This window comes from Chryseobacterium vaccae (assembly GCF_009602705.1).
GTDB lineage: Bacteria > Bacteroidota > Bacteroidia > Flavobacteriales > Weeksellaceae > Chryseobacterium > Chryseobacterium vaccae.
In genome coordinates this window covers 599,745-625,220 of sequence record NZ_VSWH01000001.1, presented here as the reverse complement: position 1 = coordinate 625,220, position 25,476 = coordinate 599,745, and the positions used below count along the sequence as shown (strand labels likewise).

The 25,476-nt window shown below is 37.6% G+C and carries 31 protein-coding genes; 11 read left to right on the top strand and 20 right to left on the bottom strand.

Annotated features, from left to right (window positions below):
* Positions 1 to 36: 36 nt before the first annotated feature.
* Positions 37 to 1,251 (bottom strand): MFS transporter, encoded by a 1,215-nt coding sequence (locus FW768_RS02845; RefSeq protein WP_153392200.1) that lies wholly within the window; start codon positions 1,249 to 1,251, stop codon positions 37 to 39.
* 148 nt (positions 1,252 to 1,399) lie between these two features.
* Here FW768_RS02845 and FW768_RS02840 point away from each other — a divergent pair, with 148 nt between their 5' ends.
* The 5 genes from FW768_RS02840 to FW768_RS02820 all read left to right on the top strand — a co-directional run bounded on the left by FW768_RS02840 (position 1,400) and on the right by FW768_RS02820 (position 3,829).
* A complete protein-coding gene (locus FW768_RS02840) occupies positions 1,400 to 1,990 on the top strand; it encodes a TetR/AcrR family transcriptional regulator (RefSeq protein WP_153392198.1) in 591 nt (196 codons plus the stop codon).
* A gap of 68 nt (positions 1,991 to 2,058) precedes the next feature.
* Positions 2,059 to 2,517, top strand: a complete 459-nt coding sequence (locus FW768_RS02835) for a hypothetical protein (protein WP_153392196.1) — start codon at positions 2,059 to 2,061, stop codon at positions 2,515 to 2,517.
* A 2-nt stretch (positions 2,518 to 2,519) separates the two neighbouring features.
* On the top strand, positions 2,520 to 2,822 hold the full coding sequence (locus tag FW768_RS02830) for a DUF3817 domain-containing protein (RefSeq protein WP_153392194.1): 303 nt from the start codon (positions 2,520 to 2,522) through the stop codon (positions 2,820 to 2,822).
* Positions 2,819 to 3,178: a rhodanese-like domain-containing protein gene (locus FW768_RS02825; RefSeq protein ID WP_153392192.1), complete on the top strand. Its 360-nt coding sequence runs from the start codon at positions 2,819 to 2,821 to the stop codon at positions 3,176 to 3,178. The genes FW768_RS02830 and FW768_RS02825 overlap by 4 nt, the downstream gene beginning before the upstream one ends.
* A 144-nt stretch (positions 3,179 to 3,322) precedes the next feature.
* A complete protein-coding gene (locus FW768_RS02820) occupies positions 3,323 to 3,829 on the top strand; it encodes a pyridoxamine 5'-phosphate oxidase family protein (RefSeq protein ID WP_153392190.1) in 507 nt (168 codons plus the stop codon).
* 86 nt (positions 3,830 to 3,915) lie between these two features.
* Here the strand turns inward: FW768_RS02820 and FW768_RS02815 are convergent, their stop codons facing one another.
* From FW768_RS02815 to FW768_RS02805, 3 genes are all read right to left on the bottom strand, one after another.
* Positions 3,916 to 4,149, bottom strand: a complete 234-nt coding sequence (locus FW768_RS02815) for a thioredoxin family protein (protein WP_153392188.1) — start codon at positions 4,147 to 4,149, stop codon at positions 3,916 to 3,918.
* 9 nt (positions 4,150 to 4,158) lie between these two features.
* Positions 4,159 to 5,040: a dihydrodipicolinate synthase family protein gene (locus FW768_RS02810; protein ID WP_153392186.1), complete on the bottom strand. Its 882-nt coding sequence runs from the start codon at positions 5,038 to 5,040 to the stop codon at positions 4,159 to 4,161.
* Between the two features lie 139 nt (positions 5,041 to 5,179).
* A complete protein-coding gene (locus tag FW768_RS02805; protein WP_153392184.1) occupies positions 5,180 to 5,635 on the bottom strand; it encodes a cupin domain-containing protein in 456 nt (151 codons plus the stop codon).
* A 101-nt stretch (positions 5,636 to 5,736) separates the two neighbouring features.
* Here FW768_RS02805 and pdxR point away from each other — a divergent pair, with 101 nt between their 5' ends.
* Positions 5,737 to 7,170 (top strand): MocR-like pyridoxine biosynthesis transcription factor PdxR, encoded by a 1,434-nt coding sequence (gene pdxR, locus FW768_RS02800; RefSeq protein ID WP_153392182.1) that lies wholly within the window; start codon positions 5,737 to 5,739, stop codon positions 7,168 to 7,170.
* 389 nt (positions 7,171 to 7,559) lie between these two features.
* Here pdxR and FW768_RS02795 read toward each other — a convergent pair whose 3' ends face one another.
* Entirely contained in the window at positions 7,560 to 8,702 is a 1,143-nt protein-coding gene (locus tag FW768_RS02795) for an Atu1372/SO_1960 family protein (protein WP_153392180.1), read from the bottom strand.
* A gap of 66 nt (positions 8,703 to 8,768) precedes the next feature.
* On the opposite strand from FW768_RS02795, the gene FW768_RS02790 reads away from it, so the two are divergent.
* A complete protein-coding gene (locus tag FW768_RS02790; RefSeq protein WP_153392178.1) occupies positions 8,769 to 9,572 on the top strand; it encodes a helix-turn-helix domain-containing protein in 804 nt (267 codons plus the stop codon).
* On the opposite strand, the gene FW768_RS02785 is transcribed toward FW768_RS02790, so the two are convergent.
* The 10 genes from FW768_RS02785 to FW768_RS02740 all read right to left on the bottom strand — a co-directional run bounded on the left by FW768_RS02785 (position 9,569) and on the right by FW768_RS02740 (position 17,747).
* A complete protein-coding gene (locus FW768_RS02785; protein ID WP_153392176.1) occupies positions 9,569 to 10,603 on the bottom strand; it encodes a sulfite exporter TauE/SafE family protein in 1,035 nt (344 codons plus the stop codon). The genes FW768_RS02790 and FW768_RS02785 overlap by 4 nt on opposite strands.
* A gap of 10 nt (positions 10,604 to 10,613) precedes the next feature.
* Positions 10,614 to 11,399: a phosphatase PAP2 family protein gene (locus tag FW768_RS02780; RefSeq protein WP_153392174.1), complete on the bottom strand. Its 786-nt coding sequence runs from the start codon at positions 11,397 to 11,399 to the stop codon at positions 10,614 to 10,616.
* 69 nt (positions 11,400 to 11,468) lie between these two features.
* A complete protein-coding gene (locus tag FW768_RS02775) occupies positions 11,469 to 12,752 on the bottom strand; it encodes a sensor histidine kinase (protein ID WP_153392173.1) in 1,284 nt (427 codons plus the stop codon).
* Between the two features lie 115 nt (positions 12,753 to 12,867).
* Positions 12,868 to 13,545, bottom strand: coding sequence for a response regulator transcription factor (locus FW768_RS02770; RefSeq protein WP_153392171.1), 678 nt, complete (start codon positions 13,543 to 13,545; stop codon positions 12,868 to 12,870).
* A 93-nt stretch (positions 13,546 to 13,638) separates the two neighbouring features.
* On the bottom strand, positions 13,639 to 14,148 hold the full coding sequence (locus FW768_RS02765; RefSeq protein WP_153392169.1) for a CinA family protein: 510 nt from the start codon (positions 14,146 to 14,148) through the stop codon (positions 13,639 to 13,641).
* 93 nt (positions 14,149 to 14,241) lie between these two features.
* Entirely contained in the window at positions 14,242 to 14,625 is a 384-nt protein-coding gene (locus FW768_RS02760; protein WP_153392167.1) for a hypothetical protein, read from the bottom strand.
* A 12-nt stretch (positions 14,626 to 14,637) separates the two neighbouring features.
* Positions 14,638 to 14,940, bottom strand: coding sequence for a hypothetical protein (locus FW768_RS02755; RefSeq protein ID WP_153392165.1), 303 nt, complete (start codon positions 14,938 to 14,940; stop codon positions 14,638 to 14,640).
* Between the two features lie 176 nt (positions 14,941 to 15,116).
* On the bottom strand, positions 15,117 to 15,731 hold the full coding sequence (locus tag FW768_RS02750) for a Crp/Fnr family transcriptional regulator (protein ID WP_231128619.1): 615 nt from the start codon (positions 15,729 to 15,731) through the stop codon (positions 15,117 to 15,119).
* 56 nt (positions 15,732 to 15,787) lie between these two features.
* Entirely contained in the window at positions 15,788 to 16,384 is a 597-nt protein-coding gene (locus FW768_RS02745; protein ID WP_153392163.1) for a Crp/Fnr family transcriptional regulator, read from the bottom strand.
* Between the two features lie 481 nt (positions 16,385 to 16,865).
* Entirely contained in the window at positions 16,866 to 17,747 is an 882-nt protein-coding gene (locus tag FW768_RS02740; RefSeq protein ID WP_153392160.1) for a DMT family transporter, read from the bottom strand.
* A gap of 95 nt (positions 17,748 to 17,842) precedes the next feature.
* Here FW768_RS02740 and FW768_RS02735 point away from each other — a divergent pair, with 95 nt between their 5' ends.
* Entirely contained in the window at positions 17,843 to 19,255 is a 1,413-nt protein-coding gene (locus tag FW768_RS02735) for an aminotransferase-like domain-containing protein (protein ID WP_153392158.1), read from the top strand.
* On the opposite strand, the gene FW768_RS02730 is transcribed toward FW768_RS02735, so the two are convergent.
* Genes FW768_RS02730 through FW768_RS02715 form a run of 4 tightly spaced genes read right to left on the bottom strand, consistent with a single transcriptional unit; the run spans position 19,256 to position 21,214 of the window.
* Positions 19,256 to 19,849, bottom strand: a complete 594-nt coding sequence (locus FW768_RS02730) for a Crp/Fnr family transcriptional regulator (RefSeq protein ID WP_153392156.1) — start codon at positions 19,847 to 19,849, stop codon at positions 19,256 to 19,258.
* A complete protein-coding gene (gene ytxJ / locus FW768_RS02725; RefSeq protein ID WP_153392154.1) occupies positions 19,849 to 20,226 on the bottom strand; it encodes a bacillithiol system redox-active protein YtxJ in 378 nt (125 codons plus the stop codon). Before ytxJ ends, FW768_RS02730 begins: the two co-directional genes overlap by 1 nt.
* Entirely contained in the window at positions 20,223 to 20,684 is a 462-nt protein-coding gene (locus FW768_RS02720; protein ID WP_231128618.1) for a DUF1569 domain-containing protein, read from the bottom strand. The genes ytxJ and FW768_RS02720 overlap by 4 nt, the downstream gene beginning before the upstream one ends.
* Positions 20,678 to 21,214 carry a YfiT family bacillithiol transferase gene (locus FW768_RS02715; RefSeq protein ID WP_153392152.1) on the bottom strand — a complete coding sequence of 179 codons (537 nt, stop codon included), beginning with the start codon at positions 21,212 to 21,214 and terminating at the stop codon, positions 20,678 to 20,680. The genes FW768_RS02720 and FW768_RS02715 overlap by 7 nt, the downstream gene beginning before the upstream one ends.
* A 97-nt stretch (positions 21,215 to 21,311) precedes the next feature.
* Between FW768_RS02715 and pncA the strand changes: the two genes are divergently transcribed.
* The gene (gene pncA, locus FW768_RS02710) at positions 21,312 to 21,917 is read left to right on the top strand and encodes a bifunctional nicotinamidase/pyrazinamidase (RefSeq protein WP_153392150.1); all 606 of its coding nucleotides are present in this window, start codon (positions 21,312 to 21,314) and stop codon (positions 21,915 to 21,917) included.
* Between the two features lie 109 nt (positions 21,918 to 22,026).
* Here pncA and FW768_RS02705 read toward each other — a convergent pair whose 3' ends face one another.
* Positions 22,027 to 23,208 (bottom strand): pseudouridine synthase, encoded by a 1,182-nt coding sequence (locus tag FW768_RS02705; protein ID WP_231128617.1) that lies wholly within the window; start codon positions 23,206 to 23,208, stop codon positions 22,027 to 22,029.
* A gap of 101 nt (positions 23,209 to 23,309) precedes the next feature.
* On the opposite strand from FW768_RS02705, the gene aroB reads away from it, so the two are divergent.
* Complete coding sequence (gene aroB / locus FW768_RS02700; RefSeq protein ID WP_153392148.1) at positions 23,310 to 24,356, top strand: 3-dehydroquinate synthase; 1,047 nt, start codon at positions 23,310 to 23,312, stop codon at positions 24,354 to 24,356.
* Between the two features lie 281 nt (positions 24,357 to 24,637).
* Positions 24,638 to 25,261, top strand: a complete 624-nt coding sequence (locus tag FW768_RS02695; protein WP_153392146.1) for a porin family protein — start codon at positions 24,638 to 24,640, stop codon at positions 25,259 to 25,261.
* Positions 25,262 to 25,476: the final 215 nt, after the last annotated feature.

Sequence of the window (25,476 nt, the reverse complement as noted above, 5' to 3'; positions counted from 1 at the left end):
AAAAAAATAATAAATAATCTCTTCCTTCTCCCTTTCTTATTTCTTTTTGCTCAAATGGATGCTGTACCATGTGATTAATACTGTTGCTAATAGAAATACCGCTCCGATCCAGGGTGTACTGTTCAATCCTAAAGAAGAGTTTACAATAAGCCCACCAGTATAAGATCCTATCGCAATCCCGATATTAAATGCTGCAATATTGATTCCTGATGCCACATCTTCTGTACCGGAAACTTCTTTTTCTGCGATTTGTACTACCAAGAGCTGCAATCCGGGCACGGTGGCAAAAGATAAGCCTCCTAAAAGAAAGAGCGTGATAATACTCAGTACCGGACTGGCAGCTGTAAAATAAAATGCCAGTAATACCAGACCTTGTGCTGCAAACATCCATAAAAGAGCTTTTAACGGTTTTTTATTGGCCATTTTTCCTCCGAAAAGATTTCCCAGGGCAATCGCAATTCCATATACCAGAAGGATGAATGTTACGGTGGATTCCTGAAATCCTGTGATCTGCTGTAAAATCGGTGATAAGTAGGTAAACACAACAAATGTTCCTCCGTATCCCATGGCTGTCATTAAAAATGCAAAGATCAGACGTCTGTTTCCCAATACTTTGGGCAGGCTTTTTAAAGAGGCTGTCTGATCGCTTTTAAGGTTTTTCGGAACCAACAGCATACTTGCGATCAGTCCTATGATTCCCAGAATGGAAACGCCGATAAAAGTGGCTCTCCACCCGAAATGCTGCCCGATAAAAGTTCCCAGTGGAACTCCTGTCACGATCGCCAGGGTAAGCCCTGAAAACATAATTGAAATAGCCGTTGCCCGTCTTTCTTCAGTGACTAACGACGCGGCAATTGTGGAGCCTATAGAAAAGTAAACTCCATGGGCAAATCCGGTCAGAATTCTGGCCAAAACCAGTGTAAAAAATCCCGGAGCTACTGAAGCCAATCCATTACCAATAACAAATAACAGCATAATCGAAATTAGAAGAATCTTTCGCGGAACTTTCCCGGTTAGGGCTGTCAGTATAGGTGCTCCTATGGCAACCCCTATTGCGTAAAGACTTACTAAAAGTCCCGCTGAAGGAATGCTGATGCCAAGGTCTGATGCTACTGTAGGAAGAAGCCCTACAATGACAAACTCGGTGGTTCCTATTCCGAATGCACTTATTGTAAGTGCCCATAATGCAGCAGGAAGGCCTTTGCTTTTCACTCCCTGTGCCTGAATCTGTATTTCTTTCTGATTATTCATCGTATTCAGATTTTATTGATTTTGACCAGACAAAGTTCTGACGAAAAATTATATTATAAAAATTATTTAAATTGTAGTTTATTATCAGAATAATGATAGTTAAGTTTTTAGAAATTCCGTTTCTTTGCAGTAAAGACAGTGCCTCCCTATGAAAAAATCAGAAGCAACCCGTTTAAATATTCTTCAGAAAGCCTTTGAACTGATTTATGTGAAAGGTTATCAGACCACAAGCATCGATGAAATCATTGCAACCACCCAGGTAACAAAAGGGGCTTTCTATTATCATTTTAAAACAAAAGATGAAATGGGTCTGGCCATCATTAATGAACTTCTGATCAATAATTTCAAAAGCATCTTCATTGAACCTCTGCAAAACAGCGATCAGCCTTTAGAAAGTATTTACAACCTGCTGTATAACGTTTTAATGGAAAATGATTTGTTAAAGGTTGCATACGGCTGCCCGGCTTCCAATTTCACGCAGGAAATGGCTCCATGGCATGTAGATTTTACCAAGGCTCTGAATAAACTTTCTGTACAATGGGAGGATGCCATTATTTCGTGTATTGAAAACGGAAAGAAAAATAACTCGTTAAAAGAGAATGTCAACGCAAAAGAAATTGCCGTTTTTGTAATGTCCGGCTATTGGGGAGTGCGGAATTTAGGGAAACTGGAAAACTCAAAATCCGTGTATCTCATTTATTTAAAAGGACTTAAATCTTATTTCAAATCTTTGGAATAATTTTTTACCAAAAAACATACTAATTAGTATGTTTTTATTCTATCTTTGAAGTGTTCTAAAAATTAATCATGTACCAGACGCTTACATTTCTTCATTCCCTGTTCCGGTGGATCGTTTTATTAAGCCTTATTTACAGCATATGGATAGCCTTCAGAGGATATTTTTATCAAAAAACATTTGGAAAAAAGGAAGATTCGGTACGGCACTGGACAGCAACCATTGCCCATATTCAGCTGGTTTTGGGAATTGTCCTTTATTCCAGGAGTCCAATCGTAAAATATTTCTGGAAGAACTTCAGTGAATCTAAAGCCTCTCTGGACCTGCTTTTCTTCGGGCTGATTCATATTTTACTAATGATTACTTCAGTTGTGCTGATCACCATAGGTTCTGCTTTGGCTAAGAGAAAAGAAACAGACCGGGAAAAATTCAGAACAATGCTTATTTGGTATTTCATTGCGTTAGTACTTATTTTTATGGCTATCCCATGGCCATTCTCCCCTCTTGCCAACAGACCTTATTTTAGATAATTATGATGAATTTATTAAAAACAAAAGCCGGCCGTCTCAGGATTCTGGCCATTCTGGAAGGAATCTCCCTGCTCATTCTGGTATTCATTGCGGTACCATTGAAATATGGGTTGGGAAACCCGGGACTTGTAAAACTAATGGGTCCGGTTCATGGAACATTATTTCTTCTTTTCCTGTTTAATACCTTAAGTGTAGGGGTTGAACAGCAATGGAAATTTAAAGAAACGACCTGGAAAGTAATCCTGGCGTGCTTTATTCCTTTTGGCACCTTTTATATTGACCGTAAAATTTTAAGCAGACTATGAAAAATGCCTTAATCCTCTGCGGAATAGCTCTTACAGTGTATATTATTTACCGGGTTTACAAATACCAGACATTAGGTAACAATCTTGAAACCCATATTAAAAAAGGAGCCATTATTCTGGATGTAAGAACGGAACAAGAATATAAAACAGGGCATATTGAAGGATCTGTTAATATTTCTTTAGGAAGCATCCGCGAAAGATATACTGAACTTCACCAGAATAAAACCTACATCACAGTCTGTTCTCATGGATTACGGAGCGTAAAAGCTGAGCATATTTTAAAGGAAAAAGGCTTTAAATATGTATACAATGGCGGTGCATGGAGTGATCTTCAGAAAATGATTTCAGATCAATAATACATAAACTCAGGATATTCCTTGCAATAATCATTCTGTTTGGTCAGGTATTTGAATATTTAATAGTGAATATTACTGAAATTCAGTTTCAGAAATCCACTTATTTTTATTTTCCAGTAATACCAAACTTTAAAATATAATAATATGTCAACACAGAATTTAACCCACCTCGAAGCCATTAAAAAGATCAAAGAACTGTCAGAAAAAGCAAGAATATGCATGTTCTGTACAGAACTGGAAACCGTACCGGTCAATTCACGGCCTATGACTCTTCAGGAAACAGATGACAGCGGGAACCTATGGTTTATCAGTAGTGCCGTAAGCAACAAGAATTTTGAAATAAAAGAAGACCGGAGGGTACAGCTTTTTTTCATGAACAATAGTGTCTCTCAATATCTTTCTGTATATGGACAAGCTTCTGTTTATAAAGATAAAGCAACGATTGATGAGAAATGGTCTCCGATGGCCAAAGCATGGTTTGACGGTAAAAATGATCCGGATGTTACCATCATTCGTGTAGAGCCTGAAGAAACGTATTATTGGGATACAAAAGCAGGAAAACTGGTCAGCCTGTTCAGTTTTGTAGCTTCTGCAATAACTGGAATTAAAACGAATAATTCAGACGGTGTTGAAGGCAATGCCACTGTATAAAGAAAAAACAGCCGAAAACTCAGGCTGCCTTTTGTAAAAGAACAGAAAACCCCGGTGATTCTGAAAAATTCAGCCACCGGGAATTTTTATTTTTTTACATCTTCCATAGATGCTCCAAAATTGATATGAAGGACATTTCCATTAGGTGTTACCAAAGCAGGGACAGATTGTATCCCCGCCTTTTCAGCTTCTGTCATTTTACTTCTGTCATTTCCTAAATGAATAATTTCTACATTTTCTGCACCAATAAGGTTAACAATATCGTGCTCTGCACTTACACAAACCGGACATCCGGCATGATAAAAAATTGACTTTTTCATAAGATTAAATTAATTAAGGATTTTAATAATATTTTTCAGTTCCTGCGTTTCTTCAGCCGTTAGAGGCTTTAACGGATTTCTCAGGTTTCCGCCTTCTTCTCCCAGAATGTTTAAACCAGCTTTTACAGCTCTTGGGAGTCCTTTATTAACGATAAATTTCAACAGGTCGAACTGCATGTAGAAAACCTCTTGGGCTTTTTCTATATTGCCTTCTTCCACCGCGTTGTATAAAGCAACATTCAGTTCGGGGATCAGATTCGGTGCCGCGGTACACCAGCCTCTTGCTCCGGCAGTAAATGCAGCCAGGGCCAGCGGATTGGATCCGTTATAAAAAGCAACATCCTCTCCCAGTTCTTTTCGCAGATAATGCATTCTCTGGATATCTCCGGAACTCTCTTTGATCATCGTTACATTAGGAATCTCCAACAGTCTTTTAAGAAGAGCTGGAGACATATCTACTCCACTGGTGGCCGGATTGTTATAAGCCATGATAGGAATAGAAATCTTGCTGGCTACTGTATCATAATGAGATACAATTTCATCATCCGTAAGCTTCCAGTAGCTCATAGGAATGATCATTACAGCATCAGCCCCTGCTTTCTCAGCAAATTTTGCATGATGAACGGTCTTATCTGTGGTAAGATTAGATACTCCTACAAGTGTCGGGACCCTCCCCTGGGTCTGTTCTATTGTTGCTTCTGTTACGGCTTCTTTTTCCTCATCGGACAGATAAGGCATTACTCCGGTACTTCCTAACGGAGCTATTCCGTGGCTTCCGGAAACGATCAGCCTTTCAGTCAGTTTTTTAAAGAGAGGGATGTCTACTTTTTCATTCTCGTCGAAAGGGGTAATAGGATAAGCAATCACTCCTTTAAATGGAACATTTTTCATTGTTTATTGATTTTAAAAATTAAATGATTTCCATTAAGAAAGTTTAAGCAGTTAAGATTGTTTACGGCAGGTTTTCTTTAAAATCAGAATGACTTTCTTAACGAAGCTTAAACTTTCAGTATTTCTTAATGGCTGGTAACTAAAGATCTCTGCCTTCTTCTTCCCTTAAGGCAACACCCAGGTTTTGTAGCTGCGGTGCGTTTTCACAGGCAATATATTTGGCAGGTTCAGTATCGCTCATATTCTGATGTTTATGCCAGGCCCATGAAGGAATGTAAACAGCATCTCCCGCTTCCCAATGCACTCTTTCATCTTCCACTTCTGTCCATCCTTTGCCTTCAATCACATACAATACCGTTTCATAGGTATGTCTGTGTCTGTTGGTCTGCTGGCCCGGAAGAAGACCTCCTATTGTCATACTTACATTTTTACTGGGAAGATCTACAAAAAAAACAGGATGTTTTCTTTCCGTTGAAAACTGGTTGTGTTCCCCCGCATTTTCTACGTTTTTATGAATCAGATGGCCTGGTTTTACGTATTTAGGTCTTGCAAAAGTTTCATGAAAGTCTTTTGAACTGAATTGTTTCTTGTCCATGATTTAAAAAAATTAAATGTTCTTTGCATTATTGCATGACAAAATTATTTTATATTTGGACTGTTTAACTGATACAGTTTTCATATAAATAGATAGTCCAGATGCTCAGACCTTGGAAATTAGAATTGGAAATCGATAAAAAACTTGATAAAGCAGTCTATTTACAGATCGCTGATACCATCATTGCAGATATTCGTTCAGCAAGATTAAAAGCAGGAGATGCCCTTCCGGGAAGCAGAAATCTGGCCCAGCTGCTGAATATTAACAGGAACACAGTAGTAGAAGCTTATCAGGTACTCATTAATGAAGAATGGGTAATTTCAAAGGAAAGAAAAGGAATTTTTGTCTCAGATGTACTGCCGGTTTCACAACGGAGATCATCTCAAAAAGAATCCGGACCGGAAGAGGAAAAACGACAGGACAATCCTATGATGATTAATTTTGACGACGGACATCCTGACAGTAAAATTGCCCCTGTAACAGAGCTGGCCAGAGCATACAGGCAGATTTTCAGCAGAAAAGCCAAGTGGCAGATGATGGGTTACAGCAGTGAGCACGGAGATCCTGCATTCCGCAAAAGTATTGCCCAGATGCTGAATCATCAAAGAGGAATGAATATCAATGAGAATGAAATATCTATCACAAGAGGCAGCCAGATGGCCATGTTTCTGACTGCTCAGGCGCTTTTACAGCCGGGAGATCAGGTGATCATAGAAAACCCGGGATACCAGCCCGCCTGGAAAGCTTTTGAATACACAGGAGCAGAGCTTCTACCTGTAGCAGTGGATCATGAAGGGATCATTATTGAAAATATTGAGAAACTTTTAACCATCCATAAAAATATCAAAGCGATCTATATCACCCCTCACAGGCAATACCCTACAACCGTTACCTTAAGCCTGGCAAGAAGGCTTCAGCTCATTGCATTATCAAACAAGTATGGTTTTACCATCATTGAAGACGATTATGATAATGAGTTCCATTTTGGGTACCGCCCTATTCTTCCCGTTTCCAGTTTCCCGGCTCTTAACCATTACGTATATATCGGAACACTAAGTAAAGTAGTTGCACCAGCTTTAAGAATTGGTTATCTGGTATCCAAAGATCAGAAATTGCTTCAAAGAATCGGAGATCTCAGAAAAATAATTGATGTTCAGGGTGATGTGATTATGGAACAGGCCGTACTACAGCTGATTAAAGATGGAGCTGTAAAAAAACATATTAAAAAAGCCACATTACATTACAGGAACAAAAGAGATTTTGTAGCCGGGCTTCTGGAAAAATACATAAAGAATTCTTCTGATTTTATACTTCCGGATGGCGGACTGGCCTTCTGGATTGTACCCAAAGCAAAATTGAACTGGAATACCGTAACAGATTTACTTATTGAAAGAAACATCAATATCATCCATCCTGAACAATACAGCTTTGATCAGACAATCAACGGTTTTAGACTGAGCTATGGTTCCCTTTCTGAAGAACAGCTGGAACAGAGTATAAAGATAATCGGTGACGTACTGGCTCAAGAGATATAGATATTTTACAGTTAATTATATTTTGCATGGAGGTACAGATTAATTCGTGAATTAGCGATAAAAATATTTCCCACAAATCGCGCAGATTGCACGGATGAAGATGGTTATTTTCACTGCGTGTTATCTTACTTATACTTTTAATTTTATCGAAATAGACTGTATTATTTTTTTAATCAGATATTTCCTGGGATACGTATGGCGAAAGGTTTTGAATCATTATGCTGCTTTAAGGCACAAAACCAGAGTTTTTCAGCAATTTTTTCAAATAAAATAAGCTGAGAGAGAAATTTCCACAAATCTCAGTGGGGTTTGTGGGAAATAAAAAACTGCAAATCCATGAGATTGAAATTCTCACAAATCTGCAGTTGATTGTAAATTGTTGAAAGAGCTTATTCCACTTCAAAAACAGCCTGTATTTCTACCGAAGAATTGACAGGAATAGAAGAAGCTCCCAGCGTAGCTCTTGCATGTTTTCCTTTTTCACCGAATACTTCCACTGTAAGATCGGAAGCGACATTCATAAGATCGGCATGTTTGGTATAATTGTCTTTGGTATTGAAAATTCCGGTCAGCTGTACACATTGTTTTACTTTATTCAGGTCTCCGCCAACAGCTTCTTTCAGCACAGCAATTACATTCAGCATAGTAGTTTTTGTGGCTTCTTTTACCTGTTCTTCATTCACGTCAGCTCCTAATTTTCCTGGATAAAGAATTTTTCCTTCTTTTAAGGCTACCTGATTAATGAATACCAGATTTCCGGAACGTACGAAAGGTTTGTAATTTCCGGCTGGCTTAGGAACCTGAGGCAGCATAATATTTTTAATCTTCATTGTGGCATTGATATCTTCTGATGCAGGTTTTACTGTGGTGGTTAGCTTTTTATTAAAAGTTCCCTTTAGGGCCAAAGCCGTTTTAGCAAAATTTCTTCCCTGCAGTTCTGCCAGAATACGTTCGTCTTTTGTAGGTCTTTCCACGTCTTTTAGAGAAGCCATACTGGTAATTCCAAGCACGCTGTTCCCCTGTGGTATGGTTTTATTCATATTTTCATACCCTCTGATGCCATTAGAAACCAATACCATTCCGTGAACAGCAAGACTGTTCCAGAAGGCCTGTAATGCCAGTTCTTTTCCGGCACCGCTTCCGGCAGACATAAATACAGAGGCAGGCATCCCTTCAAGAGCATGATTCGTCCATAAATTAACGGTTTTAGACAAAAACTCACTCATTCCTGTACTTATATTCCCAAAATAGACCGGAGATCCGAAAACAATTCCGTCATAGGAAGGCAGCTCATCCACTGAAGCCACAGGGATATTTTTTAATTTGGCATTCGGAGATTCTTTAACCTGCTTAATGACAGCCGAAGCACTGCCATTGCTTTCAATACCGGATGCTATTTCTTTTGCCAGTTCATATGTTCCTCCATTGTCTGAATGAATAAGAACCAATATGCTGGCTTTTTGATTTTGCGCCATAATGGTGGTAGTTTTTAATAATAGAATGAATACAAAAAGTGTACTTAATTTTTTCATTTTGAATACTATAATTGATAATACAAAATTAATACTGTCGTTTTTATTAAATTTGCCAAAAAATATATGCAGAACGACAATACCAAATGCGGTTTAACAGAATATACCCAAAGCAGTTTTGTAGACAGCATTGAAAAGGAAGCGTATGTCTGGTGTGAAAAAGACTGGAAACATGATGATTATGACCATACCCACAGCCGGGCACAGCTTACATTTGTAGAAGAAGGATATCAATACTTTCATATCGATCAGAAGATCTATCTGGTACCTCAGCATCATGTCATCTGGATTCCTTCAGAAAAGGCCCACCGGATCACTTCAGAAGCAAAAACGGTGAATTTAATGGTCTTTTTATTTAAGTCGGTTTTCAAGAAAGATTTTTATAAGAATGTTCATGTTTTTGCCGTCCCTCCGGTTTTGAAGGAAATGCTTTTGTATGCTTCTAAATGGAATCAGCTGCTTACTGAAGATGAAGAGCAGGATCTGTTTTTTAAAGCAATTCTAAAAAGCCTTCCTAACTTCTGTAAGGAAAGTTCATACCTTGGAATCCCCGTTCCTGCGGATATAAGGCTTATTCCTGTATGTGAGCATATCAATTTAAATTTCAGATATAGTCTGGATACAGAGTTGCTTGCAGAAAAGGCGCAAATGTCTGTTCGTTCCCTTCAGAGAAATTTTAAAAATGAAACAGGAATTACGCTTCAGAAATACCATCAGCTGGTACGCATCTTAAAAAGTATTGAACTGCTGGACACCGGGCAATATACTTTAAGCCAGATTGCTTATAAGGTCGGATATCAAAGTCTGTCTGCATTTACTTCTTCTTACAAAGCAATTATGAAATCCAGGCCGGAGATCCGTAAACATTAAATTTCAAATTTTGTAAGTTTTCCGTCTTTATAGCAGTAAAATTCATAAGCAGGTTCTTTTCTGAACATAAAGACCTTTTCAAGATGAATGCGGTCATAATACGGTTCCAGCTGTAGATATTTTTCTTTAAGGGGATCTGGCAGTTCCTCTGGTTTTATAGGTCTTTCCACTTCAAAACCATCATCAAATGCGAATTCAACAACAAAATCGGTTTTCCGCCATGAGATCACAGATTCCGTCTCTCCGCTGTGCAGGGTGGATGAAAAAGCAATTTTATCTTCTTTTATTATTTTATCTGAAGTTCCCACCAGAAGCATTATTCCGGAGACTACCATTGCACCATATCCTATCTTTTTAAACATCATTTCGCTTAAATACGGAAGAATATATTTTATAGTATATGATGAAATAATGGCCGCTACAGCAATAGCCAGCCCAAACCACAATGCTTTTCCTGAGTATAAACCGAGTGAAAGATAGATCATCAGCTTGATGAAATGGAGGAATACTTCATTGGCCGCTCTTGTTGCCACAATTTCTTCTTTTTTCAGCCCAAATCGCAGATAAAAACGATTAAACAGCAACCCAATAGCTCCTGTAATACCGGAAACAAATCCTGCACAAAATCCTATAAGTGCCAGGGCTGCCGAAGGATAAAGCTTTTGAGGTTCCTGTTCCGTTTTTTTTGCTTTGAACAATTCCGGAACATTGGCCATCAGGAAAAAGGCAACAATTAACTGCAAATAGTTCGGATTGACATATTTGATGAGCCACGCCCCTACTAAAACAGCAGGAATAGAAAAAGGGACAAACCACAAAAAAATCCTCCATCTGATATGCTTTTTAAAAACAGCAATACGGGACAAAGAACTTGTAAAAGTTCCTACCGTCAGTGAAAACGGGACTAAAGAACCAGGAAGCATCATATTCAGGATCGGGATAAGAATCAGGCTGGCACCTCCTCCACAGATTGTACTGATCCAAAAAGCAGCGATGGTAGCAAAGAAAAGCAGTGTGATATAAATGGCCATGGTCTTATTTTTAAAAGTTTTTCACCAATCCTATTCCAACATTTCCTTTCTGGTAATAAGGCAAAATCATCATTTGGGACTTTTCCTTTTTCCCATCTAAAAGAGTATTGATCTTAGGATACAGCCAATATGCCAGCTCGGTAGACAAAATTCCGAACCCGGCTCCGCCTACAACATCTCCAAACCAGTGTTTATTATTCAACATTCGGTAAACTCCGGTAAATACAGCAAGTGAATACCCGGAAATCCCTATCCAGAAATTGGTGTCCTTATATTCCCGGAACATAAACTGTGCAGAAGCAAATGCCATCGCCGTATGTCCGGAAGGAAATGACAGCCGATTGGAACCATCCGGTCTTTCTTCTTTGGTAATATGTTTTAAAGGAAGCATAAATGCTGAAGAGATGAGCAGAGAAGTTCCGTAAATAATACTTCTGTCCCGGAAATTATGTTTTCCTTCCACTCCGAATGCATTTAGCCCATACACCAATACTGCCGGAGCAAACTGGGTATAATTATCCAGTCTGATATGGTCCGGTTTATGTTCACTGATCTCATACTGAGTAGAAGAATTAAGCTGCTTTAAGCTGCTGATTCCCAGACTTGCAAATCCGTAGGAAATAAATACAGCCGGAATAATAAGCTTTTTATATCTGAACTGATGGGTTTTATCTGCGGGAACCTCATCCTGAATGATAACGCTGTCCTGAATTTTTTCAACGGCTAAACTGTCCTGTGCGTGAATCTGCTGAAAACTTACCCATATAAATAGTAAGCTTGAAATGAAACCTTTCATAAGTGTGCAGTATCTTTTGTATTAATGATACCGCAAAGTTCCATTTCAATTTAGAAGAAATTTTGAATTTTAAAAGGTAATGCTGAAAATGTGGAAATTATTTTTAAAATCATAAGAAATGATCCAGTTCTGGCGGACACAGATCTCTTTGATAATGGCAAGTCCCAGCCCGCTTCCTAAATTGTCTGTTGAAGATCTCGAAAATCTTTTGAAAAGGGTATTTTTATTAAGTTCAGCTGTTCCGGAATTTGAAATTTCCAGTGATTTTTCTGATAATGTTACATGAACATTTCCTCCTGCCTCTGTATGTCTTACAGCATTTACCAGAAGATTGCTGATCATGGTTTCGGTAAGAGTCCTGTTTCCGGAAACTTCTATTCCGTTTTCGATTTCTTCATGTAAAGAAATATTTTTTTGCTCAAAGTGCTCATGGAATACAGCAGAATACTGTGTTGTGATTTCACTGATTAACAGCTTTTCATTTCCTGCAAACTGCTGGTTTTCAATTTTGGCAAGCAGCAGCAGGTTTTTATTGATTCTGGAGCTTCTTGCCAGCGTTTTATTAAGATCTTCAATGACCTGATATTGCTGTTCTGTCATATGTTCATCCTGGATAAGTACATCAAGTTTATTCTGGAGGATAGCCAAAGGAGTTTGCAACTCATGGGAAGCATTTTCTGTAAATTCTTTCTGAGTTTTATAGACAGAAATATTATGATCAATAAGCTTTGAAAGAGCCTGGCTGAGTTCTTCAAATTCTTTGATATCTGTTTTCTCAAAACTGATTTTCTTTCCGCTGCTGAGATCAAAAGATTTAAGCCGGTTGAGTGTATCATGGAAAGGTTTCCATACCGTGTTGGAAAGTCTTCTGTTCAAGATCAGAAGCCCGATGACAATCACAATAAAGAAAAAAAGTGTGGTAAAGGCGATGACTGTAACGGTTTCATGACTTTCTTCCACGTTGGTTTCTACTGTAAAAAGATAAGGTTTGTTTTTAATATAGACTACTGTTTCAAGACATCTGAAACGGTCAAATTCCGGTTCTGAAGTATAAGATTTTTTCTCTATGGTAAAAATTACATCTTTTTTCAGTGAGTTGAAAGGAATTTTTTGGATATCAGTACCCGGTTGGATTGTATTCCACAAAGCAATGCTTTTTTCCAGTTCTTCATCAGAAAGATGCAACTGGTTCAGCTCATACGCTGATTTTTCTGCAATAACTTTATTGTGTTCATCCAGTTCACTGATCCAGATACCGTCTACCACCCAGTAGTATACAGGAATGCTAACGGCTAAAATAATCAGCACATAGATCAGAAACGGTTTGGTGGTTTTGGCTAATAGAGGTTTCAAAAGTTCTGTTCTGGGTTTAAAATTGTAATGATTCTTGTGAATAAGTCATCTGACGCGATTCACCATTACCATTCACTTACAAAGTAAAATTGACAATTCATATTCTGATGTTCTTCTATTCCCCGCTCCATTTATATCCTGTTCCGTACACCGTCTTCAGATAATGCCTGCTGCCTGCATCATAGAGTTTTTTCTTAAGATTTTTTACGTGAGCATATACAAAATCATGATTGTCCAGCATATCTGCAAAATCTCCGGAAAGATGTTCCGCCAGAGCACTTTTAGAGATTACTTTATTTTTATTACTGATAAAATACAGCAGAAGATCAAATTCTTTTTTCGTGAGAACCACCGGGGTATTATTTACAGTAACCGTCTTTGCCAGAATATCAATCTGTAACTCATCCTGAGTTATTATGTTTGTACTCCCAAAATGTTTCCTCCTGATAACAGAGTAAATTCTCGCTGAAAGTTCAGATAAATGAAACGGTTTGGTAAGATAATCATCAGCCCCTGTCTGAAGACCTTCTATTTTGTCTTCCAATGAATTTTTTGCTGAAATAATGATTACCCCCTCCTGTTTATTATCTTTTTTAAGTTCTTCCAGAATTTTCATACCGCTTCCGTCCGGAAGTGAAATATCCAGCAGAATACAATCATAGCTGAAACTTTTGATCTTGTCAAAAGCTTCTCCGAAACTAGACGCAAATTCACATAAATAATTTTCTTCCGAAAGATATGTGGCAATACTCCGGGCCAATTCAGGTTCGTCTTCTATGATCAGAATTTTCATTCAGCAAAGGTATATGTTCAATTTTGAAGAAATTCTGAATTAAGATACTAAAGATTATTGAAAGTGGAATAAAAATAAACCAGTTCTTAATGGCTACCCATCCGATCTCAGAATAAGCAGCTGATTGATTTCACTTTTAAAACAACCCAGAATAAATTCCGTATAATACATCTGTGCATTTAAAGCCTGTGTTTTATGGTGAAGCTCCAGCTTTTTAGCAAGAACAATCTCTCCTTTATAAGAAAAGGAAAAATAAGCGAAAATTTTATAGGCAGAGTTTCTTATGGGAGTACAGTATCCCGTAGTAGCAATAGACCAGTCGGATTCAAAAAGCCGGGCGGCATTAAGAGCCATAACCGAAGCTATATTTTCTGAGACACAGTCGCATTCCTCCGCTTCTTTTCTGTTTACATTCAGCAGTTTTACTTTCTGCGGCAGTGTATAAGCCGTTATTCCTCCTTTATAAAACAGGGAAGCATTATGCATTTGTGAAAAAGCCAGCTGCAAACAGCCTGATGTAACACTTTCTGCTATAGCAATGGTTTCTCCTGCAGTCATTAATGACTGGCTTATGTAGTCTAAAAGATTTTTCTGAAAGTCCATAAATTAAATATTAAGTGAGTGGTGTGAAAGGTGTCTTTATGTCTTTCTGTTTTGTGTAGATACGGGTCTATTGGCAGAACTGATAAAGTATATTTATTCTGTGCTGTTCCTGTCTTTACTCAACGTATTTAACAGTCTGTTGAGGTATTCTTCTTCCTTTAACACTTTATAATATGCCGTTTTTGCATACAATGTGAAAGAGGGATTTTCAATCTTTATTTCAGTTTGTTCAGTAACATTTAACGTACTTTCACTGTGATATTCCCGGATATGCAGAAGATATTCTTCAATATAAGTATTGATCACTTTTTTAAGGATCTCACACTGCGCATTATTCTTTATCTTTTCCAGTGATTTAATGAGAAAAGCTGTTACTCCGTATGAATTAATAACGCTAGGGAATAAAGACTCATTCTCTATCATATTGTTTTTGTCATTCAATCCGGAAAGTCTTAAAGTATCATTTTCAAATATCATATCCGCAGGTTATCAGTTATCGGTTACTTGTAAATATTTTTCAAAATAATGCAGGTCTTCCTTGTCTTTGATAGAAAGATAAAACATCACCTGCTCCGGTTCTTTCAGTCCGATGCTGCTGAAGCAGTCAAAGTGGGCAATAAGCGCCTGAATATTCTCTATCTGAATATCTTTCAGAATAATAAATAATAAAAAAATATTCTCTTTGATCTCCTTAGCATAGACAGCTGCTCCTTCTTCAAACCATTCTCCTTTATTAGGAACTTTTTTGAAGTCTTTATGTTTTAGGTTTTTTACAATCTTCTGACAGTCCATATATTTGAGTATTCGTGGTTTAAATCTGATTCATTTTCACAGACAGGTGGTCTTTGGACCTTCGTTCCCGTCCTTTTATAACTCACATCCTGAAAATGGTGTTTGCAATAAAAATTGAAAACCTTCTAGATCAAATATAGGATTAAATAATTCACATTTTTATGACCTGGATCATATCAATATACTATTTTTCTGTTTTCCAGCGTGACCTTTCCCTCTTTTTCCATTTTTTTCAAAGCTCGGATCACGGTTTCCACACGCAATCCTACCAGATTGGCAATTTCCTGCCTTGTCAGTTCTACATGAAAGCACGAGCCGCAGCTATCATCATGATAGCTTTTAAGATAGTCCAGAAGGCCGGTGAGTCTTGAAATAGGATTCAGTGAAGCCAAATTCTGAAGCATTATTGCTTTGAAGTATAATCTTTGAGACAGACAAGCATTCATTTCCATGGAAAGATGAGGGTGTATCTGAATCAGCTTTAAAAACTGGTCTTTAGGAACTCTTATAACTTCCGAGGGAACCAAGGAAACAGCATTCATCGGATAAAACTTATCTAAGAAAAGCATGGAATCCCCAAAACTCTGTCCTCCTCCTAAAATATTCTGAATAAATTCCTTTCCTTCATCATCATAATTGTTGAGTTTGATCTTCCCCTCTGCTATCTGAAAAAAATAAAGTGCATGATGACCTTCCCTGTAGATGAGCTCTCCTTTTTTATACCTTTTCATTTCTCCTCCTGATGCCAGCAAAAGCTTTTCATCAATATTCATGCAGCTTATAGTCTTCATTATATTTTATTTTTAATATTTCCGTTAAAATAGCAATTTATATTGATTCAATTCTTTTAATACAAAATTTTGCGGTCTTTAATCCTGACAATCTTATTTCTTTCCATATGTTTGATAGTCCTGATTGCAGTTTCCACACAAAGCCCTGTAAGATTAGCCATCTGCTGTCTTGTAAATGGAATCATAAAAGAATACGGGCTTTCATCTTCATGGAAGCTTTTTAAATAATCCATCAGCCCTTTCAATCGTATTGTGGGATTCTGGGATGAAAGATTCTGCATCATAATGAATTTATAATAAAGCCTCTGTGAAAGAAACCTGCTGATGTCCATATATAATTTTGGAGACTGATCCAGCAAACTCAGAAATGCAGATTTAGGAAGCCTCAAAACTACACATTCAGTAAGTGCTTCTGCATTCATAGGATATGGTTTGTCAATAAAAAGAATAGATTCTCCGCAGCTTTGTCCGTCTGATAGGATATTCTGTATAAATTCCTTTCCTTCTTCATTATAGTTGTTGAGTTTTACCTGTCCTTGAATGATCTGGTAATAATAATTGGGGCTGTCTCCTTCACAAAACAGAAGTTCTGAAGGTTTATACTGTCTGATCTCTGCTCCCGCTGAATGCAAAATATTTTCATCAATAACCATAAATAACTATGTTTAGTGGTTTCACCTGTTTCGTTAAATCTCTTAGTAAAAATGCATTGGGAAGTTACCGGATTATGAATGCAAAAATCAAACCTTAACAATTACACAAAACGTTAAAATAAGTTAAAAAAACATCTTTAATATTCAATATTTATAGTTTATTGATTATAATTTACATTAAAATAACAATTAATTTTACGACAAACAAAATTCAGCCCAACAGAAAATCTGTGAGCTGAATTACATCAATGAATTGATTTAGAAACCCCGCTTCGCCAGGCAAAACGGGATCTGTAATTCTATGAATGGATGAATTTAATTTCTGATAATTATTATTGGAACTGATGTGTCAAATTCAGGAAGCTAATTTTAAAAATAACTGAGCAGGTAAGTTTCATAATCATAAATTTTGTGGGCTTTCAAATATATACCACGACAAACCGTATCTTTTATGATTACAATCATAATCTTTTATTATTAACTATTTCGCAAACTTTTTAGTCCCTGCAACACAAAGAATAACCCCTATTGTTATCCCCAACATTCCCATACTTACCGGTTCGTGAAGAAAATAAGCCGCCAGGGCCAATCCAAAGAATGGCTGCAATAGCTGAAGCTGACCTACTGTGGTAATTCCACCCTGAGCAAGCCCTTTGTACCAGAAGATAAACCCAATAAACATACTGAACAGGGAAATATAAGCAAGCCCGAACCATCCGCGGAAGCTGATCGTTTCTATGTGATCAGGGAAATAAATAAAAAATAACGGAATCATCACAGGAAGCGCAAGTACCAATGCCCATGATATTACCTGCCATCCGCCTAATGTTTTCGAAAGTTTGGCCCCTTCTGCATACCCCAGACCACATAAAATAACCGCTACAAGCATCAGAATATCACCGACAGGCGATGCAGAAATTCCCTGCGAAAATGCATATCCTACTACTAATAGGCTTCCTATCACGGAAAACAACCAGAATACAGGATGAGGCCTTTCCCCTCCACGGAGAACTCCAAATATGGCAGTAGCCATGGGAAGCATTCCAAGAAATACAATGGAATGTGCCGAACTGACATACTGAAGAGCTAAAGCAGAAAGTAAAGGGAAACCGATTACACAACCTAGCGAGACCAGCAATAATGGAAAAATTTGTTTTTTATCCGGACGCTTTTCTTTATAGATCAATAACACAGAGAGAGCGAGAATCCCGGCAATACCTGCACGGGCTATGGTTGCAAATATAGGACTCATTTCCATTACGGCCAGCTTAGTAGCAGGCATTGATCCGCTGAATAGTAAAACGCCTATAAAGCCGTTAATCCAACCGTTGATGTGTTCATTTTTTGATATTGTGTTGCTCATGATTGTAACTCTATTTTAATGATTCAAAATTAGAAAGGTAAAACAGATAAACACAGTATCAGTTTTGTATATTTGCATGAGCACAGTTAGAAAAAATGAGTAAAGAATTTTTATACACAGAAATTGCAGACAGAATAGCTGCGCAAATCAGAAACGGAGTATTGAAGGCCGGAGACAAACTGCCGTCTGTACGAATGTTATGCCATGAACATCAGGTAAGCATGAACACGGCTAAACGTGTCTTTCTGGAACTGGAATCACAGTCGTTAGTAGAATCAAAGCCGCAATCTGGGTACTTTGTAAGCAAACTAATGTCAATAAAGCTTCCTCTCCCGGAAGTAAGCCGTCCGTCTCTAATTGCTAATAATGATGAACCTGATGAGCTCATCAGCAAAGTTTATGAAAATATGGGCAAGAAAGGGATTACTTTTTTTTCCATAGGAATTCCTTCGGGAGACCTTTTACCACAGGCCAAGCTAAAAAAAGAAATCATTAATGCTACCCGCGAATTAAAAGACGGCGGAACTGAATATGAAGAGCTTCAGGGAAATTTAAAACTGCGCAGAATGATTGCCATCCGATCGCTTCAATGGGGAGGGAATCTTAATGAAAATGACCTGGTTACCACCAACGGAGGGATGAATGCATTGTCATTCTGCCTGATGGCTCTGGGAAAACCCGGCGATACGATTGCGATTGAAAGCCCTTGCTATCCTGGTATTCTTCAATTGGCTAACGGTCTCGGTTTAAAAGTCCTTGAACTTCCTACCCATCCTACAACCGGAATAGAAATTGAAGCCCTGAAAAAAGTAATTCCACAAATCAATCTGTGCCTGCTGATTCCTAATTTTAATTCTCCGCTGGGCAGCTGTATGCCGGACGAAAATAAGAAAGAGATTGTTAAACTCCTGTCAGAAAACGGAATACCGCTCATTGAAGACGATGTATACGGCGACCTGTATTTTGGTGCCAGCCGCCCGAAATGCTGTAAATCTTTCGATAAAGATGGAAATGTGCTTTATTGCAGCTCAATTTCAAAAACACTGGCTCCGGGCTACCGTGTAGGATGGATTGCTCCCGGCAGGTATAAAGACAAAATTTTAAAGCTTAAGCTTCTTCATTCCACTTCATCTATATCTATCGTGAATGAGGCTGTGGCTAATTTTCTTAAGTCCGGAAGGTATGAAAAACATCTTCAACAGATGCGGAAGGCCCTTCAGAATAATTACCAGAACTACGCTCAGACCATTGCAGAATCTTTCCCGGAAGGAACAAAAACAAGCCGTCCGCAGGGAGGACTTTCTCTGTGGGTAGAATTTGATAAAAAAATCCGTACTACCGAGTTGTATGATTTAGCCATCAAGCAGAACATAAGTATTGCTCCCGGAAGAATGTTTACCCTTCAGGATCAGTTTCAGAATTGCATGCGTTTGTGTATCGGGCTTCCCTGGTCGGATGAAACCCGCTTACAATTACAGCAGGTAGGCAGTCTTGCCAAAAAGATCTGATTATTTATCCGGAACGAAGTTTTTCCTTGCCAGCTCTTTTCTTACCCGGCTCAGGCTCTCAGGCGTGATTCCCAGATAAGAAGCGATCATCCATTGCGGAACTCTCAAAAGAAGATCAGGATACATTTTAATGAATTTCATATACCTTTCTTCGGCAGTCTCGCCTAAGAGGGAATTGATCCTGTTCTGAAGACTTCTGATATGTTTCTGAAGCAGAAAATCACTTCGCTCAATACTGTTTGGAAACTGTTCTACCAGTTTATTAAAGAAGTCAGGGTGCAAAAACAGAACTTCCGCATCCTCAACGGCTTCTATGTAATAAATGGATTTTTCGTTGAAGTAGAGACTGCTTCGGTCAGAAATCAGCCAGCTTTCAGGGGCAAACTGTATAATGTGTTCTTTTCCGTTCTTATCAATGGAATACATTTTTAAAAGCCCTTTTTCAACAAAGAATATATGACGGCAGATCTCACCATACTGTAAAAGAAACTGATTTTTGGGAATTTTCTTTACTTCATAGTGCAGGCTGCACGTGTTCACTTTTTCAATGGGAACATTTAATACTTTAGCTAGATAATTATTAATATTCTTCATTATGCGATCTGGCTTATAGAGATGTCTTCATGTGAAGCTGTATTGACTACTTTTCCGTTTTCTATTACGATCAGCTGCGGGCTTTCATGTCTGATTCCGAAATCCTCAGATATTTTGTTGGAGATGGGCCTATACAGCAGCAAATCTAAGTAATATAAATCCAGATCACGATCTAAATTGTCTATATCTCTTTCAAAATTTTTCAATACTGTCTTACTTATAAAGCAGCGTGTTGAATGCTTGAAGATGGCAACTCTATGATGATAGGAATTCTCTATGGCTTTAGCAAGATCTTCTTCAGATTCTATTTTTGTCCAGAAGGATTTACGTTCAGGGTCGTTTTCTTTTCCTCCGAATATTTTATCAAAAAAACTCATACATTAAATTGTTTAAGGTGGTGATTCAGATGCTTATATTCTAAAAATCCCCAGTCTTTTTCAGTCATTTTACCGAATAGCCTGTGCCGGTCCGGAAGTTCCTTATTTATAGATACTTTCCGAAAATCCTTTAGTGTATTCAGCAGATTGGTTTTGGATTCATCAAAATCACATTCAAAATTAACGATTAGTTTTTGAAAAGTCGGCATATTTTGGGGAATTCCATTGTTAAAAACCCACATTTCCCATTTCGTTATGACTCCTATGGCTTCAAAGAACGGATTAATGGCAGGAAGTTCAATTTTTCTTAAAGGTACCTGAAGAACAAGATCGCAGTGTTTCAGCATCTGACATACATCCATCTTCCCCCATTTTGCAATGGAGTTTCTTGTAAGACAGGAAATTCTTTCGATGATTTCCTCAAAATGAACAGGATTATGAAGACTCTTCTTTACCAACCTTTTTCTTTCTTCAGATTTTCAATATGAGCGTAATGATGGTTGCAATGCCACACATAAAAAGCAAGATAATGTCTGAGATTATAATCTTTGTTCTGTTCCGGGTGATGAAAAGTTCTTTCGAATTGTTTATTGGTAAGGGTATTCAGCAAAACGGTCCATCGTTGGTGTGTTCCTTTGATCATTCTCATTGCAGGCCTTACCGGCATATGCACACTGTCCTGAAGCTCTGCCCATTTGGCTTCATCATAAGGTTTGATGACAGGATTTTCTTCTGTAAGAGCCAGTTTGAAACGGATAAAGCTGTTAATATGGCTGTCGGCAATATGATTAACCAGCTGTCTAACCGTCCATCCTCCCTCTCTGTAAGGTGTATCCAGCTGACCCTCTGTAAAGTTTTCAATTAAATCTTTTAATTTCCCGGGAAAGCTTTTAATGACCCTGATATGCTCATCCAGCCTGGTATCACAGATGTTCTCCGGCTGCTGAAACGGACCGATGGGAAATTTCTTTTGTTCTAAACTGCTCATTCTATTAATGTTAAAAATTTATATTGCCGATTTGTCCGATAATTCCGTTTTGGACAGTTTTTTGAGTAAATTTATCAAAAATTCGAGAAATCTAAATATGAAAAAAGCGTTAATAATCGTAGATGTACAGAATGATTTCTGTGAAGGGGGTTCACTTGCGGTTCCGGGAGCTAATGAGATCATTCCTTATATTAATCTTTTAATGGAGGAAAATGAATATGACCAGATTGTTCTTACCCAGGACTGGCATCCTGCCAATCACAAAAGTTTTGCCAGCAACAACGGAAGAAAGGTAGGTGAAAGTATTATTCTGAACTCCATTCCACAGTTTATGTGGCCTGATCACTGTGTTCAGGGAACTTTTGGAGCAGAATTCCACAAAGATCTGAACAGAGATAAAGTAACCCACATTATCCAGAAAGGAAAAAATATGGAAATAGACAGCTACAGCGGCTTTCAGGATAATAACCATTTTATGAAGACCGGTCTTGATGATTTCCTTAAATACCACGATATTCAATTGGTGGAAATTGTAGGTTTAGCCATGGACTACTGTGTAAAATACACTTGTCTTGATGCTGTAACTGCCGGATATGTTACCTGCCTGCACTTCAACGGAACCAGAGCCGTTAATGTAAAACCTGATAATGGTAAAGATGCTATTTATGAAATGATCCAGAAGGGAGTTACGGTATTGGGGTAAATAATTAGTAATTAGTAATGAATAATATTCAGGGTTGTTATTAAAAATAAGAAAGACCGTAGAAAAATCTGCGGTCTTTTTATTTGACATACCTTATATTATATAGCTCTTAAAGCATTTTAAGGTTGTTCACTTCCTGTTCTGTAAGGATTCTCCAGTGTCCTCTTTTGATATTTTTCTTCGTCATTCCGGCAAACATCACTCTGTCTAAAGCTTCTACTTCGTATCCTAATCTTTGGAAAATTCTTCTGATCACTCTGTTCCATCCGATATGGATCTCAATTCCTATTTCATTTTTCGGTTTTCCTTCAATGAATGAAATCTGATCTACTACGGCTACCCCTTCATCAAGACGAATCCCTTCTACAATCAGCTTCATGTCTTCATGTGTTAGTTTCTTATCCAATGTTACGTGATAGATTTTCTTGGCATCAAAAGATGGGTGCGTCAGCTTTTTCGTCATGTGTCCGTCATTGGTTAAAAGAATAACTCCCGTTGTGGAACGGTCAAGTCTTCCTACCGGAAACAAACGGTATGGCGATGCATTGGCAACAAGATCCATTACGGTTTTTCTTGCTTTATCATCTTTTGTTGTTGAAATATAACCTTTAGGTTTGTTTAGAAGTACATATACCGGTTTTTCAGGGGTAATACTCTGTCCGTCGAAAACCACTTTATCTGTTTTCTGAACCTGATATCCCATTTCCGTTACTACGGTTCCGTTTACCTCTACAAGCCCCTGCGTAATCAATTCGTCTGCTTCTCTTCTGCTGCAGATCCCTGAGTTGGCAATATACTTATTAAGACGGATGGTATCTTTATGTACGTCCTTTTCAATTTTGTTTAACCTTCTTTTCTGTACAAAAGATTTTGCTCTGTCATCATTTCTTTCCTCTCCATTAGATGGTCTTCTGCCATATTTCAGGCTGCCTCTTTCATACTTGTCTCTTGTATCAAAATTCTTTCCGCCTCTTTTAGGAGCCGATTTTCCGAAAGATCTTTTCTCACGGTTTTCGCTTGAATTAGTGATATAAGGCTTACGTTCAGATTTCGAACCGTGATCTTCGTCTCTGCCGTCAGAACCACTTTCACTTCTGAAAGGGCTTTTATTGAATTTGGAATTAGTACCTTTATGCTCAAAGTTTCTTTCACCTGCTTTCGGGAAAGGCTTTTTAAAAGGTTTTGATCCTGAAGAATTTCCAGATCTGGAAGCACGAGAATCATCAGAATTTTTTCTATTTGAAATTCTTGGTCTCTTTGGTCTTTCTGAATTATTGTTATCTCTGCTCATTCTAAAAATTTCTGCAAAGATAGTAATTTAGTTACGAGTTAAAAATTAAGAATCATAACTTTGCAATATAGTTTTAATTTAATTTTATAGAAAAGTAACTCATGATAACAATATTAGATGATAATTTTTCCCAGCTCAACGATTTCCTTCACGAAAAAACGTTCAGTAAGATTTTTATTCTTGTAGATGAAAATACACATGAATACTGTCTTCCGGTATTGTTAGGCAATATGGAAACCGATCTTGGATTTGAAATCCTGGAAATTGAGGCTGGTGAGGAAATGAAAAACATTCAGACGGCCAACCAGCTTTGGGAAATCCTGACAGAAATGCAGGCAGACCGAAAAGCTCTGGTTATTAATCTTGGCGGCGGGGTAATTACCGATATGGGCGGGTTTGTTGCTTCTACTTATAAAAGAGGAATTCAGTTTATTAATATTCCTACAACCCTTTTATCCATGTGTGATGCTTCCATTGGCGGGAAAACAGGTATAGACCTGATGCATTATAAAAATATGGTAGGAACATTTGCATTTCCGGACCAGATCTTTGTTTATCCTAAATTTTTAGAAACTCTTCCATTTAAAGAACTGAGAAGCGGATTCGCTGAAATGCTGAAGCATGGATTAATTGCAGATAAATTGCATTGGGAGCAGCTGATCCAGATTCATAAATTGGATATAGAAGCAGTCGTTCCGCATATCCAGACTTCTATGGACATCAAACAGGATGTAGTAGAAAAAGATTTTCATGAGAAAAATATCAGAAAAACGCTGAATTTCGGCCATACAATCGGTCATGCCGTTGAAAGTCTGTGCCTGAACCAGGGAAATCCTATCCTTCACGGGGAAGCTGTAGCGATGGGAATGATCTCTGAGGCTCATCTCTCCTACCTTGAAGGTCTTATCCCTGAAGAGGACTCACAAACCATTATTGAGAATATTCAGCGTTATTATCCTTATATGGACATCAGTGACTTCACCGATGAAGATATTACAACACTTTTACTTAATGATAAGAAGAATACGGATAGTAAAATTAACTTCTCCCTTCTTTCCGGAATCGGATCATGTACCTACGACCACCAGTGCAGCCAACAAAATATTCTAAAATCGTTACATTTTTATAGAAATCTGAATAATGCTTAACTATTTTTAGGAATAGAATTGTTCTTTTTTATTCATTTTATTGCAGAATAATAATTTAGACCTCTTCTAAACAACCGTTTAATTAAATTCATAACACACTTATAATCAACAATTTAAATTTAAAACCGCTTACAATGTAAGCAGTTTTTTTACTGACTTTCATCATGAAAAATATTTTTGGCAAGCAATTTGAAAGATACTCTGCGTCAAACGGAGTAGTAAACGGTTGACAGTAGTAAAATTTAAAATTAGAAATAGTAAAATACTAAAAAATTAAAGTTATGAAAAAGTTAATTTTAGGATTAGCAGTAACTGCAGGATCATTAGCATTCGCTCAAACCACTTCATCTTCTAACCCAATTACATTTGGTGTAAAAGGAGGTATGAACGTTTCTTCACTTTCAAAGACTGAAGGTTTAGATGACCAAAAATCTAAAATCGGATTCAATGCAGGTGCATTCGCTAATATCCCAATCGCGAGCTCATTCAGCATCCAGCCTGAGGTATTATACTCGCAATATGGTGAGAAGTCTGATTATAGAGTAGGTAATACAAAGTTCTCTAACTCTACTAAATTAGACTATATTACAGTACCGGTAATGTTCCAGTATAACGCACTTCCAAACCTTTATTTAGAGGCAGGTCCGGAATTCGGATTTATGGTAAGCGCTAAAAACAAATTCAAAAACGAATCTACAGGACAGTCTTCCACAACAGATAACTATAAAGATAACTTAAGTACATTCAACTTAGGTATCGGTATTGGTGCTGGATACTATTTTACACAAAACTTAGGACTTACAGCAAGATATATCGCCGGGGTAACTGACGTTGTAAAAAACAACTCTGGAGACGCTATTAGAAACAATGTATTCCAAGTAGGTTTAGCTTATAAATTCAAATAATAGGCTTAACATTCATTCAAGTAACAAATTTTTATATTCAATAGAAAGGCCGGGCTGTTTTCAGTCCGGCTCTTTTTTATTCAACAACTGATCAGCTTTGTTTAGCACAACATTAAAAAAGTTGATTGTTCTTTTTACCTGTTTCTCCTTTTGGCAAGAAGTTTGCCTATAAAAGATCATCGGTGAAATTTAACTTATTTCTGAGTTTCACAGAT